This is a genomic window from uncultured Mailhella sp. (assembly GCF_944324615.1).
Classification (GTDB): Bacteria; Desulfobacterota; Desulfovibrionia; order Desulfovibrionales; family Desulfovibrionaceae; genus Mailhella.
Genome location: NZ_CALUWY010000019.1, coordinates 1 through 14,899 on the forward strand (window position 1 = coordinate 1; position 14,899 = coordinate 14,899).

General features: G+C 59.6%; 10 protein-coding genes and 1 tRNA gene. All 11 read left to right on the forward strand.

Features of this window, described 5'->3' with window-relative positions; all coding sequences use genetic code 11:
• Positions 1 to 984 (forward strand): elongation factor Tu (gene tuf / locus Q0K07_RS06075; RefSeq protein ID WP_294557752.1); only part of this gene is annotated, 984 nt, incomplete at its 5' end.
• 4 nt (positions 985 to 988) lie between these two features.
• Entirely contained in the window at positions 989 to 1,138 is a 150-nt protein-coding gene (rpmG, locus tag Q0K07_RS06080) for a 50S ribosomal protein L33 (protein WP_077073790.1), read from the forward strand.
• A 13-nt stretch (positions 1,139 to 1,151) separates the two neighbouring features.
• Positions 1,152 to 1,227: transfer RNA gene (locus Q0K07_RS06085), tRNA-Trp, on the forward strand.
• 31 nt (positions 1,228 to 1,258) lie between these two features.
• The gene (gene secE / locus Q0K07_RS06090; RefSeq protein WP_294557753.1) at positions 1,259 to 1,558 is read left to right on the forward strand and encodes a preprotein translocase subunit SecE; all 300 of its coding nucleotides are present in this window, start codon (positions 1,259 to 1,261) and stop codon (positions 1,556 to 1,558) included.
• 46 nt (positions 1,559 to 1,604) lie between these two features.
• Positions 1,605 to 2,198, forward strand: a complete 594-nt coding sequence (gene nusG, locus Q0K07_RS06095) for a transcription termination/antitermination protein NusG (protein WP_294557754.1) — start codon at positions 1,605 to 1,607, stop codon at positions 2,196 to 2,198.
• 86 nt (positions 2,199 to 2,284) lie between these two features.
• The gene (gene rplK, locus Q0K07_RS06100; RefSeq protein ID WP_294557755.1) at positions 2,285 to 2,707 is read left to right on the forward strand and encodes a 50S ribosomal protein L11; all 423 of its coding nucleotides are present in this window, start codon (positions 2,285 to 2,287) and stop codon (positions 2,705 to 2,707) included.
• A 148-nt stretch (positions 2,708 to 2,855) separates the two neighbouring features.
• Positions 2,856 to 3,563 (forward strand): 50S ribosomal protein L1, encoded by a 708-nt coding sequence (rplA, locus tag Q0K07_RS06105; protein ID WP_294557756.1) that lies wholly within the window; start codon positions 2,856 to 2,858, stop codon positions 3,561 to 3,563.
• 168 nt (positions 3,564 to 3,731) lie between these two features.
• The gene (gene rplJ, locus Q0K07_RS06110; RefSeq protein WP_294557757.1) at positions 3,732 to 4,253 is read left to right on the forward strand and encodes a 50S ribosomal protein L10; all 522 of its coding nucleotides are present in this window, start codon (positions 3,732 to 3,734) and stop codon (positions 4,251 to 4,253) included.
• A gap of 66 nt (positions 4,254 to 4,319) precedes the next feature.
• Complete coding sequence (gene rplL / locus Q0K07_RS06115) at positions 4,320 to 4,700, forward strand: 50S ribosomal protein L7/L12 (RefSeq protein ID WP_077073785.1); 381 nt, start codon at positions 4,320 to 4,322, stop codon at positions 4,698 to 4,700.
• A gap of 1,562 nt (positions 4,701 to 6,262) precedes the next feature.
• Positions 6,263 to 10,435: a DNA-directed RNA polymerase subunit beta gene (rpoB, locus tag Q0K07_RS06120; RefSeq protein ID WP_294557758.1), complete on the forward strand. Its 4,173-nt coding sequence runs from the start codon at positions 6,263 to 6,265 to the stop codon at positions 10,433 to 10,435.
• A gap of 158 nt (positions 10,436 to 10,593) precedes the next feature.
• Positions 10,594 to 14,802, forward strand: coding sequence for a DNA-directed RNA polymerase subunit beta' (gene rpoC / locus Q0K07_RS06125; RefSeq protein WP_294557759.1), 4,209 nt, complete (start codon positions 10,594 to 10,596; stop codon positions 14,800 to 14,802).
• Positions 14,803 to 14,899 lie beyond the last annotated feature (97 nt).

Below are 14,899 nucleotides of genomic sequence, written 5' to 3' on the forward strand. Positions count from 1 at the left end.
GAGACCGACAAGCGTCACTACGCTCACGTTGACTGCCCCGGCCACGCCGACTACATCAAGAACATGATCACCGGTGCTGCTCAGATGGACGGCGCCATCATCGTGGTGGCCGCCACCGACGGTCCCATGCCTCAGACCCGTGAGCACATCCTGCTCGCTCGTCAGGTGGGCGTGCCCTACATCATCGTGTTCATGAACAAGTGTGACCAGGTCGACGACCCCGAACTGCTCGACCTCGTCGAAATGGAAATGCGCGAACTTCTGACCGCCAACGGCTTCCCGGGCGACGATGTGCCCGTGATCCGCGGTTCCGCTCTGAACGCTCTGAACTGCGACGACTGGCAGGCTGAAGATGCCAAGTGCATCCTCGAACTGCTCGACGCCTGCGACAGCTACATTCCTGATCCCGTTCGCGAAACCGACAAGCCCTTCCTCATGCCCATCGAAGACGTGTTCTCCATCTCCGGCCGTGGCACCGTGGTGACCGGTCGTGTGGAACGCGGCGTGGTGAAGGTCGGCGACACCGTGGAAATCGTGGGCATCCGTCCCACTCAGACCACCACTGTGACCGGCGTTGAAATGTTCCGCAAGCTGCTCGATCAGGGCCAGGCCGGTGACAACATCGGTGCTCTGCTCCGCGGCATCAAGCGTGAAGACGTGGAACGCGGCCAGGTGCTCGCTGCTCCCAAGTCCATCACTCCTCACACCAAGTTCAAGTCTGAAGTGTACGTTCTGAGCAAGGACGAAGGCGGCCGCCACACTCCCTTCTTCTCCGGCTACCGTCCTCAGTTCTATTTCCGCACCACCGACATCACCGGCGTGATCAAGCTGGCTGAAGGCGTGGAAATGGTTATGCCCGGCGACAACGCCACCTTCACCGTTGAACTCATCAACCCCATCGCCATGGCTCCCGGTGAACGCTTCGCTATCCGCGAAGGCGGCCACACCGTCGGCTCCGGCGTGGTGACCGAAATCTTGGAGTAATACCATGCGCGTGAACATCCTGCTCGCTTGCACCGAATGCAAGCGCCGCAACTACGCCACGGTTAAGAACAAGAAGAACACTACCGGTCGCCTTGAAGTCAAGAAGTATTGCCCCTGGGACAAGAAACACACGACTCATCGCGAAGCGAAGTAGTGCTTCATAGCGCAGGCCAGTAGCTCCAACGGCAGAGCGGCGGTCTCCAAAACCGCATGTTGGGGGTTCGAATCCCTCCTGGCCTGCCATTTCTTTTGTCTTTTCAGTTTTGAGGCTAACATGAGCAAAAAACAGAGTGACGCCGCGGAAACGAATTCGCAGGCCAAAACGGCTCCCGCCGCCGCCTCCAGCAAGTCTGGCCAGACCGCTGGCGAAAATCGTAGCCTGACGGCGCGCTTTGCTGCATTCAGGGATTATCTTCTCCTGTCTCGCGTTGAGCTGCGCAAGGTCAGCTGGCCCAACTGGAAAGAAACCCGTACCACCAGCATGGTGGTGCTCGGCTTTGTTGCCGTCATGGCCATCCTTCTCGGATTGGTGGATCTCATCCTTTCCAGTGTGGTTCGTCTGATCCTCGCCTGAGGGGATTCTCGTTCACACTTTCTCCACATCCGCAAGGGTACATACAATGGCTGAGCAAGAAAGCATCACCGACTTCCCCGTCCATTCTGAACCTGCTTCCAGCCAGGATGCCGGTCACTGGTACATCCTGCACACCTACTCCGGTTTTGAACAGAGAGTAGAGCAGATGATCCGGGAACTGATGCGCACCGGCCAGGACAAGGGCTGCATCCATGATGTGGTTGTCCCCACCGAGCGAGTCATCGAACTCGGCAAGGGCGGCCAGAAGCGCACCACGACCAGAAAGTTCTACCCCGGTTATGTCATGGTCCGCATGACGATGACCGATCTTTCCTGGCATCTGGTTCAGAATATCCCCAAAGTCACCGGCTTTGTGGGCGGGAAAAATCGTCCTGCACCTATGGGTCCTGGTGAAGCGGAGCGCATTCTTTCGTTGATGGAAACCCGCCAGGAACAGCCCCGTCCCAAGTTCAACTTCGATCGCGGCGACGAGGTCCGGGTCATTGACGGCCCGTTCGGCGGTTTCAATGGCGTTGTGGAAGAGGTCAACTACGACAAGGGCAAGCTCAAGGTGTCCGTGTCCATTTTCGGCCGCCAGACGCCGGTGGAGCTCGATTTCATCCAGGTGACCAAGGGCTGAGCCCTCACCGGATACGTCCGCTCTGAAATATTTCATCGACAGCAGTCAGGCCTGTGCCTGAGACCGCAAAATAAGGATTAACGACAATGGCCAAGAAAGAAGTTGCCAAGATCAAACTGCAGATTCCTGCTGGTGCTGCCAACCCCTCCCCGCCCGTCGGTCCCGCTCTGGGCCAGCACGGCGTGAACATCATGGGGTTCTGCAAGGAATTCAATGCTCGTACTCAGGATCAGAAGGGCATGATCATCCCCGTGATCATCACGGTGTATGCCGACCGCTCCTTCACCTTCATCACCAAGACGCCTCCGGCCCCCGTTCTGCTGCTGAAGGCCGCCAAGGTGGAAAAGGGTTCCGGCGAGCCCAACCGTACCAAGGTTGGTTCCGTCACCATGGCTCAGGTCGAGGAAATCGCCAAGCTGAAGATGCCCGACCTGAACTGCAAGGATCTCGAAGGCGCTGTGCGCAACATCATGGGCACCGCGCGCAGCATGGGACTGGACGTCAAGTAATTCGTCCAGGCGGCAAGACGGCGTCCGTACGTGTGATATGTGGGCGCGTTCATCGCGCCGCGCCTATTTCGTTGGATTCGGCCGTACTGCCGGCACCCGATGCCGGCAGGAGATTCGAGACGACAAGCGCAAAGAAAGGAATACCATCATGCCTACGCATGGAAAAAAATATCGCAATTCGCTGGAAGGCATTGATCTGACCCAGCGTTTTTCCGTGGAGGACGCGGTTGCCAAGTCCCTTGGCGCTTCCTTCGCCAAATTTGATGAAACGGTCGACGTCGCCCTCCGTCTGGGTGTCGACCCCAAGTACTCCGACCAGATGGTCCGCGGTGCTGTTTCCCTTCCCCATGGCCTCGGCAAGACCGTGCGCGTGGCCGTGTTCTGCAAGGGCGACAAGCAGGCTGAAGCCCGTGCCGCCGGCGCCGACGTGGTGGGTGCTGAAGACCTCGTTGCCCAGATCAAGGGCGGCTGGCTGGAATTCGACGCCGCCGTGGCTGCTCCTGACGTCATGGCTCTGGTCGGCCAGGTCGGCCGTGTGCTCGGCCCCCGCGGCCTGATGCCCAACGCCAAGACCGGCACCGTCACCTTCGACGTGGCCAAGGCCGTTCAGGAACTGAAGGCCGGTCGTGTGGACTTCAAGGTGGACAAGGCCGGCGTGCTGCACGCTCCCCTCGGCAAGGTGTCCTTCGGTCCCGAAAAGATCATGGGCAACCTCAAGGCTCTGCTCGACGCCGTTCAGCGTCTGAAGCCTTCCGCCGCCAAGGGTCAGTACATGCTCTCCATGACGGTTTCCACCACCATGGGCCCCGGCTTCAAGGTCGACATGGCCCAGTGCAAGAAGTTTATTGAAGGCTAGTGACGGGCACCCCGCAGAGGGGTGCCTTTCCGCCTTTTTTCATATTTTAGGCTAGGGAAGGAATTTCGGGTCGAAGACGGCAGGAGGCGCAAGCCTTAATATCCTGCTCAGACAGATTCTTTGGCTCGGCATTCCACAAGACAAACACCCAATCGTGAGGAGCATCACGTGAAGAACAGGTCTGAAAAAGCCGTAATCATCGAGCAGGTGAGGGAAGTCGCTTCCCGTGCTTCGTTTGCGGTTGTGACCGACTTCAAGGGTATGTCGGTGGAAGAGCTGACCGGGCTCCGTGTGGCGCTGCGCGCCGCCGGCGGCGAATATCACGTCGTCAAGAACACGCTTGCCCGCATCGCGTTAGCAGACACCGAACACAGCTCCATCTCTTCTTCTCTGAAGGATAACTGTGCCATCGCCCTTGGATTCAAGGATCCCGTCGGTGTGGCCAAGGCTCTCACGGACTACGCCAAGACCAACAGCAAGCTGGAAATCCGTCAGGCCAGCCTTGACGGCAAGACTCTGAGCCCCGCTCAGATCTCCGAACTCGCCAAGCTGCCTTCCAAGGAACAGCTGCTTGCTCAGGCCCTGGCGACCATGAACGCCGTGCCCACCAATTTCGTGTCTCTCATGGCCAATATGGTTCGTCCTCTTCTGTACGCCCTCAAGGCTATCGAAGAAAAGAAGGCCGCGTAAGCGTTCCTTCGACTGCCATTTCGCCCCAAACCATCAAAAGTCAAAGAATTTTAAGGAGTCATTACCATGGCCGATATCACCAAGGAACAGGTTGTTGAGTTCATCTCCAACATGACCGTGCTCGAACTGGCTGAATTCATCAAGGAACTCGAAGAAAAGTTCGGCGTGTCCGCTGCCGCTCCCGCCGTGGCCGTTGCCGCTGCTCCCGCCGCTGCTGCTCCCGCTGAAGAAGAAAAGACCGAATTCGACGTTATCCTGAAGGAAGTCGGCGCCAACAAGATCGGCGTCATCAAGGTCGTGCGCGCTCTGACCGGCCTCGGCCTCAAGGAAGCCAAGGAAAAGGTGGACGGCGCTCCCTCCACCCTGAAGGAAGGCGTGTCCAAGGAAGACGCCGAAGCCGCCAAGAAGGAACTCACCGAAGCCGGCGCTACCGTCGAAATCAAGTAAGTTTCCTTCACCGCCAGGTGAATATGAGGCCCCTCCCCGGAGGGGCCTTTTTTTGTGCCTGAAAAGCCCTGCCTTCCCGGGGCACGAAGCTTCCGCCTGTGCTTTGCCGGTGCGGAGGTTTTGGCGTTTTTGCTGAAGCCGGCATTGCGGCACCCGATCCCGGCAGAAGATGCAGGGCGTGAACACAGGAAGCGAAACACCGTCCTGCCTGAGCAGGGGAAAGGCTCCGGCGTCCGGGGGATAATCGGGCAACGCTCCCTCTTTTTTTAACGGAAGTGCGGCAGGTTCGGAGACTTTTTCGGGCAGGGCGCTTCCGTGCGGCCGGGAGTGGGGCGACTGAGGCGGGTTGTAACTTCGGTGCTGGAGGAGCTTCCGGGAAAATCGGCATCCGGGGAGTGCACGGGGGATTCTCCCGCTCCTCGGCAGGCCGATGGTATCGGAACGCTTCGCCCGATGGCTTCGGCCGGTGCGGAGTGTTTGCATCCTTCCCCCGGAGCACGCGGTGCATGGTCGGGAAAGGTGGGGGTCGGCAGAAAAGAGGGCGATTTTTGAGGGCGGAACCTTCCGGCGTCTGGGCGCAGGGGGACAATCGGGCAACGCTCCCTCTTTTTTAACGGAAGTGTGGCAGGTTCGGAGACTTTTTCGGGCAGGGCGCTTTCGTGCGGCCGGGAGTGGAGCGACTGAGGCAGGTTGTGCCCTCCGGTGCGGGAGGGCCTTCCGGGAAAATCGGCATCCGGGGGTGTGCACGGGCCGAACCTTCTGCTCCTCGGCAGTCCGATGGTATCGGAACGCTTCGCCCGGGGCTTCGGCCGGTGCGGCGCGTTTGCATCCTTCCCCCGGAGCACGCGGTGCATGATCGGGAAAGGTGCATCGTGATACCTGAGCCGATGCTGCAGGGAAAGCATGGTATGCCTTTTTCTGGTGCATCCCGGGTAATGCAGCGCTGCACAGGGGGACAGGTACGCCGCAGGAAAGGTCTGCACATGGGCGCGGGAAGATGCCTGCACCGTCTTCCGCAATACAGGAGGAGGGGAACATGCGGAGCTTCTTCTTTGGTGAACGCCTGTTATGCGGTGCCGGGACAGGAAAAAAGGCGGCGGGGGATGTGCCGGGGGGAAGCGGCACGGCAGCAACATGCCGGGGGCCGCGTTCCAGAGAGATCTGACAGTGGCCTTAATCTTTTTTTACAGCCTTCCGGAAGGGAAAAAGTTGAAAAAGCGGGAAAATTTTCTTTGTCAACCAAAGGGGGGAATTGTTTTTTCTGAAAAAATAGGTTATCCTGAAATATGGAAAAGGTGTCATGAAAACACTTGCTATTTGCCTGATAAGGGGTTAGTCTGACTGACTCATTAGGATAATCTCTACGGACGGATATGCAGGCATCACACATTGAACGTTCTCTCTAGCCAGATGTCATAAAGGACAGGCAACGCCCCATCCGGGCCAGGGATGGGGATTTTGTTGTCTGTTTTTCCGCGTCTGTTCGTTTGTGTCAGGGCTTTCTTCCGTTACGTCACATTTCCGGCGCAGGGCCGGACAACTGCCATTCTTGAGGTAAAGTAATGGGTCAGCTTACGAAGCAATTCGGCAAAATCAAAGTGTCCATTCCCATTCCGCACCTTTTGAATCTTCAGGTGGACTCGTACAGCGCCTTCCTGCAGGAAGGGCGCAAGGAATCGGAACGCGATCCCCATGTGGGGCTGGAAGGCGTCTTCCGTTCCGTGTTCCCCATCGAAGATTTTAATCGCACCGCCAGCCTGGAATATCTGGGTTATGACATAAGCGAGCCAAAGTACGACCAGGCCGAGTGCATTTCCAAGGGCCTGACCTACGAAGCTCCCGTGCGTATCAAGGTACGTCTCGATATTTATGACGTCGACGAAGCAGCCAACACCCGCACCTACCGCGACGGCAAGGAGCAGGATATTTATTTCGGCACGCTTCCGCTGATGACCGAAAAGGGCACGTTCATCGTGAACGGCACGGAACGCGTCATCGTCAATCAGCTCCAGCGCTCCCCCGGCATCATCTTTGAACACGACGGCGGCAAGACGCACACTTCCCGCAAGGTGCTCTATTCCTGCCGCGTCATTCCCATGCGCGGTTCCTGGCTCGATTTCGACTTCGACCACAAGGATATCCTCTACGTCCGCATCGACCGCCGCCGCAAGATGCCCGCGACCATTCTCTTCAAGGCCATGGGCATGTCCAAGACGCAGATTCTCGACACCTTCTACAAGAAGGAAGAGTATCGTCTGGAAGGTTCCCGCCTGCTCATGCGCGCCGATGCCGAGCTGTTCGCCAACGACAAGGACCGCACCGCCTTCAACGACATTCTGGATGCCGACGGCAACATCGTCGTCAAGGCCGGGAAGAAGCTGAACAAGCGCGACTGGAGAAAGATCTCCGGTGCGGGCATTGAATATATCGAAGTTGCTCCCGATTCTCTGAACGGTCTTTTCCTCGGCGAAGACGTGGTGAACGCCTCCACCGGTGAAATCATCGCCGAAGCCGCCGACGAAGTGACGCCTTCCCTGCTTGAGCAGATTCTGGAAGCGGGCGTGACCAGCCTTTCCATCCTGCACACCAAGGGGGCCGACGCCTCTTCCTCCATCCGCGACACCCTCATGCTCGACAAGACCACGAGCACCGAGAAGGCCCAGGAGGAAATCTACCGTCGTCTGCGTCCGAGCTCTCCGCCCACGCCCGAAATTGCGGCCAGCTACTTCGACAACCTGTTCCGCAATCCCGACTACTACGACCTGTCCGCCGTGGGCCGCTACAAGCTCAACCTGCGCCTCGGCCTCAACACCGACAAGGACGTGCTGACCCTCACCGATGAGGACATCATCACGGCCATCAAGGTGCTCGTGACCATGAAGGACAGCAACGGTGCGCCCGACGACATCGACCATCTGGGCAACCGCCGCGTGCGTCTTGTGGGCGAACTGGTGGAAAACCAGTACCGCATCGGCCTTGTGCGCATGGAACGCGCCATCAAGGAACGCATGAGCATTCAGGAAGTCGCTTCCCTCATGCCGCACGACCTCATCAATCCCAAGCCCGTGGCGGCCGTGCTCAAGGAATTCTTCGGCACCTCCCAGCTGTCGCAGTTCATGGACCAGACCAACTCCCTGTCGGAAGTGACGCACAAGCGCCGTCTTTCCGCTCTGGGCCCCGGCGGTCTGACCCGTGACCGCGCCGGCTTTGAAGTGCGCGACGTGCACACCTCCCATTACGGCCGCATCTGCCCCATTGAAACGCCTGAAGGCCCGAACATCGGTCTTATCGTTTCTCTGACCACCTACGCCAAGGTGAACGAATACGGCTTCATTGAAACGCCGTACCGCGTGGTGCGCGACGGCCGCAAGACCGATGAAATCGTGCATCTCGACGCCTCCTGCGAAAAGGATCAGATCATCGCCCAGGCCAACGCTCCCGTGGATGAAACCGGCCGCTTCATTGAAGAGAACATGACCGTGCGTTCCACCGGCGGCGACGTGCTCATGGCGAGCCGCGACGAAGTCACCCTGCAGGACATTTCGCCCAGCCAGATGGTGTCCATTTCCGCCGCGCTCATTCCCTTCCTGGAACATGACGACGCCAACCGCGCCCTCATGGGTTCCAACATGCAGCGCCAGGCCGTTCCGCTTCTGCGTTCCGAACGTCCCCTGGTGGGCACGGGCATGGAATACGACGTGGCCCGCGACTCCGGCGCCTGCCTTCTGGCCGAAGGCGACGGCGTGGTCCGCTATGCCGACGCCGAGCGCGTCATCGTGGCCTACGACGATCTGTACATGGAAGACCGCGGCGGCGTGCGCAGCTACGACCTTCTGAAGTACCACAAGTCGAACCAGAACTCCTGCTTCGGCCAGAAGCCCACCTGCTACCCCGGCCAGAGAGTGAAGAAGAACGACGTTCTGGCCGACGGTCCCGGCATTGAAAACGGCGAACTGGCTCTCGGCAAGAACCTGGTCGTGGCCTTCATGCCCTGGTGCGGTTACAACTACGAAGACGCCGTGCTCATTTCCGAGCGCGCGGTGAAGGACGACATCTACACGTCCATCCACATCGAGGAATTCGAAGTGGCCGCCCGCGACACCAAGCTCGGACCGGAAGAAATCACCCGCGATATTCCCAACGTGGGCGACGACATGCTGCACAACCTGGACGGCAGCGGCGTCATCCGCATCGGCGCTTCCGTGAAGCCCGACGACATTCTCGTGGGCAAGATCACTCCCAAGGGCGAAACGCAGCTCACTCCTGAAGAGAAGCTGCTGCGCGCCATATTCGGCGACAAGGCCCGCGACGTGAAAAACACCTCCCTCAAGGTTCCCCCGGGAATCGAAGGCACCGTCATCGACGTGAAGGTGTTCAACCGCCGCTCCGGCGAGAAGGACGACCGCACCCGTGAAATCGAGGCCTATGAGATCGCGAAGCTCGACCGCAAGGAAGCGGATCATGTCCGCGCCCTCACCGAGCGTACCCGCGAACGCATGCGTCCTCTCATGGAAGGTCAGATTCTGGCCGTTGCCATTGCCGGCAAGCGCAAGGGTGAAGTCCTGGCCGAGGCCGGGAGCGAACTCACCTGGGAAGTGATGCAGGAGTTGCCCATCAAGCGCCTGGCCGACATCCTGCGCAACAAGGAAATCAACGAGCAGATCGCCCACATGCTGGAAGCCTACGACCTTCAGCTGGAAGTGGTGAAGAAGCTCTATGACTCCAAGCGCGAAAAGGCCACGGAAGGGGACGATCTGCCCCCCGGCGTCATCAAGATGGTCAAGGTGCACATAGCCATCAAGCGTAAGCTTTCCGTGGGCGACAAGATGGCCGGCCGCCATGGTAACAAGGGTGTCGTGTCCATGATCCTGCCCGAGGAAGACATGCCCTTCTTCAAGGACGGTCGTCCCGTGGACGTGGTGCTGAACCCCCTGGGCGTGCCTTCCCGAATGAACATCGGTCAGATCATGGAAACGCATCTGGGCTGGGCCGCCAAGGAACTCGGCAGGCAGCTTGCGGAAATGGTGGACAACGGCATCGCCATGGAAGAACTGCGCAAGCAGGTGAAGGACATCTTCGCCGCCGATCTGTCCGCGGCCCGTGCCGACGGCATGACCATCGACGAACTGGTGGACAGCATGGATGACGAAGCGCTGCGCAAGGCCGTGCTCGGCCTGCGCAAGGGCATCATCACCAAGACCCCCGTGTTCGACGGTGCGGAAGAAGACCAGATCTGGTCCTGGCTGGAACGTGCGGGCCTGCCCAACGACGGCAAGACCGTGCTTTACGACGGCCGCACCGGCGAGCCCTTCGCCAACCGCGTGACCACGGGCGTGATGTACTACCTGAAACTGCATCACCTCGTCGACGAAAAGATCCATGCCCGTTCCACCGGCCCCTACAGCCTGGTGACGCAGCAGCCGCTCGGCGGCAAGGCCCAGTTCGGCGGCCAGCGTCTCGGTGAAATGGAAGTGTGGGCTCTGGAAGGCTACGGCGCGTCGTACCTGCTGCAGGAATTCCTGACCGTGAAGTCCGACGACGTGGCCGGCCGCGTGAAGATGTATGAAAAGATCGTCAAGGGAGACAACTTCCTTGAAGCCGGTCTGCCCGAATCCTTCAATGTTCTGGTCAAGGAACTCATGTCCCTGGGCCTCAATGTGAACCTTGAACAGGAAGAGACGAAGAAGCCCGCCAAGCCCCGCTTCTTTGTGAACACTCCTGTCATTGAAGAATAGAGCGGGGAGCTTCCCGCACCGTGAGGGGGCTTTCCCCTCCGGCCCTCCGGGAAAACGGAGGGCCGGCCGGAACGATGCCGGCGGGTGCGGGGAGCTTTTCCACACCTGCCTCTTGCTCAGGCAAAGATGAATCCAACCCTCTTGCCAGGGAGATATAGATGAGTCTGGACGATCTGTTTACTGTCCGCGACACGGCGGCCGCTTCCAGCGTGTCCAATATCCGCAATCTGAACTCCATTCAGATCACGCTTGCGTCGCCGGAAAACATACGGGAATGGTCTTACGGCGAAGTGAAGAAGCCTGAGACCATCAACTACCGTACCTTCAAGCCCGAACGCGACGGCCTGTTCTGCGCCAAGATCTTCGGCCCCGTGAAGGACTACGAGTGCAACTGCGGCAAGTACAAGCGCATGAAGCACCGCGGCATCGTCTGCGAAAAGTGCGGCGTGGAAGTCATTGCCTCCAAGGTGCGCCGTGAACGTATGGGCCATATCGAACTTGCCGCCCCCGTGGCCCATATCTGGTTTTTGAAAACGCTTCCCTCCAAGATCGGCACCCTGCTCGACATGACCATGGCCGACCTTGAGAAGGTGCTCTATTTCGACTCCTATGTGGTTCTGGATCCGGGTTCCACCAACCTGAGCCGCATGCAGGTCATTTCCGAAGACCAGTATCTTCAGATCATGGAACGTTTCGGCGACGAAGCCCTCAAGGTGGGCATGGGCGCCGAGGCCATCCGCGGCCTTCTGGAAGAGCTCGACCTTCCCACCCTCAAGGTGAAACTGCGTGAGGAATCGCAGGAAACCAAGAGCCAGACCAAGAAGAAGAAGCTCACCAAGCGCCTGAAGATCGTGGAAGCCTTCCTGGAATCCAACAACAAGCCCGAATGGATGATCCTGGAAGTCATTCCGGTCATTCCGCCGGACCTGCGTCCTCTGGTTCCGCTGGACGGCGGCCGCTTCGCCACCTCCGATCTGAACGACCTGTACCGCCGCGTCATCAACCGCAACAACCGTCTGAAGCGTCTGAAGGAGCTCGGCGCGCCGGACATCATCATCCGCAACGAAAAGCGCATGCTTCAGGAAGCGGTGGATGCCCTGTTTGACAACGGCCGCCGCGGCCGCGCCATCACCGGCACCAACGGCCGTCCGCTGAAGTCCCTCTCCGACATGATCAAGGGCAAGCAGGGCCGCTTCCGTCAGAACCTGCTCGGCAAGCGCGTGGACTATTCCGGCCGTTCCGTCATCTGCGTGGGCCCCTCGCTGAAGCTTCATCAGTGCGGCCTGCCCAAGAAGATGGCCCTCGAACTGTTCAAGCCCTTCATCTATTCCGAACTGGAAAAGAGAGGCTACGCCTCCACCATCAAGAGCGCAAAGAAGATGGTGGAACGCGAGGAGCTCGTGGTGTGGGACATCCTGGCCGAAGTGGTGCGCGAATACCCCGTGCTGCTGAACCGCGCGCCTACGCTGCACCGTCTGGGCATCCAGGCCTTTGAACCGCTGCTCGTGGAAGGCAAGGCCATCCGTCTGCATCCCCTCGTCTGTACGGCCTACAACGCCGACTTCGACGGCGACCAGATGGCCGTGCACATTCCCCTCTCCGTGGAAGCGCAGATCGAATGCCGCGTGCTGCTCATGAGCACCAACAACATTCTTTCTCCTGCAAACGGCAGCCCCGTCATCATTCCTTCGCAGGATATGGTTCTCGGCCTGTACTACATGACCGTGGACCGCTCCTTCTGCAAGGGCGAAGGCATGGTCTTCTGCGGCCCCTGGGAAGTGGAAGCCGCCTATGACGCCAAGCAGCTCGACCTGCATGCCCGCATCCGCGTGCGCATGGAAGACGGCAAGACCGTGGACACCACCTGCGGCCGCGTGCTGGTGTGGGAACGTCTGCCTCATGTGCTGCCCTTCGAGGAAGTGAACAAGGTGCTCACCAAGAAGGCCATCGGCAAGCTCGTGGGCATTGCCTACAAGGCCGCCGGCATCAAGAACACCGTCATTCTCTGCGACCAGCTGAAGAACATCGGTTACGAGTTCTCCACCCGTGCGGGCATTTCCATCGGCCTGAAGGACATGACCATTCCTTCCCGCAAGAAGGCCATCATTTCCGCCTCGCAGGCGGAAGTGGACGACATCGAACAGCAGTACCGCAACGGTATCATCACCCGTACGGAAAAGTACAACAAGGTGGTCGACGTGTGGTCCCAGACTTCCACCAACATTTCCAAGGAAATGATGAAGGAAATCTCCGTGGATCATGTGGTTGACCCGAAGACGGGCCGCGAAGCCGACGACACGAGCTTCAACCCCATCTTCATGATGTCCAACTCCGGTGCCCGAGGCAACGCGGACCAGATGAGACAGCTCGGCGGCATGCGCGGCCTGATGGCCAAGCCTTCCGGCGCCATCATCGAAACGCCTATTACCGCGAGCTTCCGTGAAGGCCTTACCGTGCTGCAGTACTTCACCTCCACGCACGGCGCCCGCAAGGGTCTGGCCGATACCGCTCTGAAGACGGCAAACTCCGGTTACCTCACCCGCCGTCTCGTGGACGTGGTGCAGGACGTCATCGTGTCGCAGGAAGACTGCAACACCGTGGACGGCATCGAGATGACCGCTCTGCGCGAAGGGAACGAAATCAAGCTTCCTCTGCGCGACCGCATCATCGGCCGTGTGCTGCTCTACCCCGTCATGCATCCCACCACCAAGGAACTGCTGTTCCCCGCCAATACGCTGGTGGACGAGAAGGTGGCCAATGCGCTGGACGAAGCCGGCGTGGGCACCGTGACCATCCGTTCCGCGCTCACCTGCCAGGCGGAACGCGGTGTGTGCGCCCTGTGCTACGGCCGCGACCTTGCCCGCGGGCATCTTGTCAACGTGGGTGAGACCGTGGGCATCATCGCCGCCCAGTCCATCGGTGAACCCGGCACGCAGCTGACCATGCGTACCTTCCACATCGGTGGTACGGCTTCGGCTCAGGTGGCCAAGTCCAGCTTTGAGGCGCAGAACTCCGGCCGCATCAGCCTGACCCGCGTCAAGGCCGTCATCAACCGCGACGGCGTGGCCATGGTCATCGGCAAGAGCGGTCAGCTCACCATCGTGGACGATCAGGGCCGCGAAGCGGAAAAGTACATCCTGCCCAACGGCGCCCGCCTCTACGTCAACGACGGCGAGGAAGTGGTGAAGGGCAAGATGCTTGCCGAATGGGACCCCTTCAACGAACCCTTCATCACGGAAGTGGACGGCTTCATCCGCTTCAAGGACATCATCGAAGGCAAGACGGTGCAGGAAAAGATGGACGAGGCCACCCGCCAGTCCACCCGCACCATCATGGAATACCGTACCACGAGCTTCCGCCCTGCCATCGACATCACGGCGGAAGACGGCACCATCAAGTCCCGCACGTCGGCGCAGGGTACGGGTTCCATCCCGGCCACCTACACCATGCCGGTGGGCGCCCTTATCATGGTGAAGGACGGCGAGGCCGTACAGGCCGGTGACATCATCGCCCGTAAGCCCCGCGAAACCTCCAAGACCAAGGATATCGTGGGTGGTCTTCCCCGCGTGGCCGAGCTCTTCGAAGCCCGCAAGCCCAAGGAAATGGCCGTGGTGTCGGAAATCTCCGGCATTGTGGAATACGCGGGCGAATCCAAGGGCAAGAGAAAGCTCATCGTGCGTCCTGAAGTGGGCGAACCCAAGGAATACCTCATTCCCAAAGGCAAGCACATCACCGCGTCCGAAGGCGACTATGTGGAGGCCGGCGAACCCGTGACCGAAGGGCATCCCGAGCTGCACGACATCCTGCATACCCGCGGTGAAAAGTACCTGGCCCGTTACCTCGTGGACGAAATCCAGGAAGTGTACCGCTTCCAGGGCGTGGGTATCGACGATAAGCACATCGAAGTCATCGTGCGCCAGATGCTGAAGAAGGTGACCATCCTCGATCCGGGTCAGACCACCTTCCTCGTGGGCGAACAGGTGGACAAGGTGGAATTCAAGGAAGAAAACGACAAGGCCATTGCCGAAGGCCGTCAGCCCGCCGTGGCCGAACCTCTGGTTCTGGGCATCACGCAGGCCTCTCTGAGCTCCCTGTCGTGGGTGGCCGCCGCCTCCTTCCAGGAAACCACCAAGGTGCTCACCGAGGCTTCCCTCAAGGGCAAGCACGACTACCTGCGCGGCCTGAAGGAAAACGTCATCGTGGGCCGCCTCATTCCTGCAGGCACCGGCTACCGCGAATACGTCAACCAGGACATCGAGGTGCCGGACCAGAAGGAACGCCCCAACAAGTACCTGCGCGACCTTGAAGAAAACCCCATCATCGCCCCTGATATCGAAACCGGTATCAACAATGCGATGAACGACTAAAAGCGGCAGGGGCATGTCCCCCACGCACCGCCCATACAACGGGGCCGATACCATTTTCCGGGTATCGGCCCCGTTTTGTATGTACTTTTCCGCAGCG

What these genes read in the sequence shown, in the direction of transcription:
- rplA (WP_294557756.1), top strand. Translation starts at nt 2,856, where the DNA reads ATGCCTACGCATGGAAAAAAATATCGCAATTCGCTGGAAGGCATTGAT.
- rplK (WP_294557755.1), top strand. Translation starts at nt 2,285, where the DNA reads ATGGCCAAGAAAGAAGTTGCCAAGATCAAACTGCAGATTCCTGCTGGT.
- rpoB (WP_294557758.1), top strand. Translation starts at nt 6,263, where the DNA reads ATGGGTCAGCTTACGAAGCAATTCGGCAAAATCAAAGTGTCCATTCCC.
- secE (WP_294557753.1), top strand. Translation starts at nt 1,259, where the DNA reads ATGAGCAAAAAACAGAGTGACGCCGCGGAAACGAATTCGCAGGCCAAA.
- rplL (WP_077073785.1), top strand. Translation starts at nt 4,320, where the DNA reads ATGGCCGATATCACCAAGGAACAGGTTGTTGAGTTCATCTCCAACATG.
- rpmG (WP_077073790.1), top strand. Translation starts at nt 989, where the DNA reads ATGCGCGTGAACATCCTGCTCGCTTGCACCGAATGCAAGCGCCGCAAC.
- rpoC (WP_294557759.1), top strand. Translation starts at nt 10,594, where the DNA reads ATGAGTCTGGACGATCTGTTTACTGTCCGCGACACGGCGGCCGCTTCC.
- nusG (WP_294557754.1), top strand. Translation starts at nt 1,605, where the DNA reads ATGGCTGAGCAAGAAAGCATCACCGACTTCCCCGTCCATTCTGAACCT.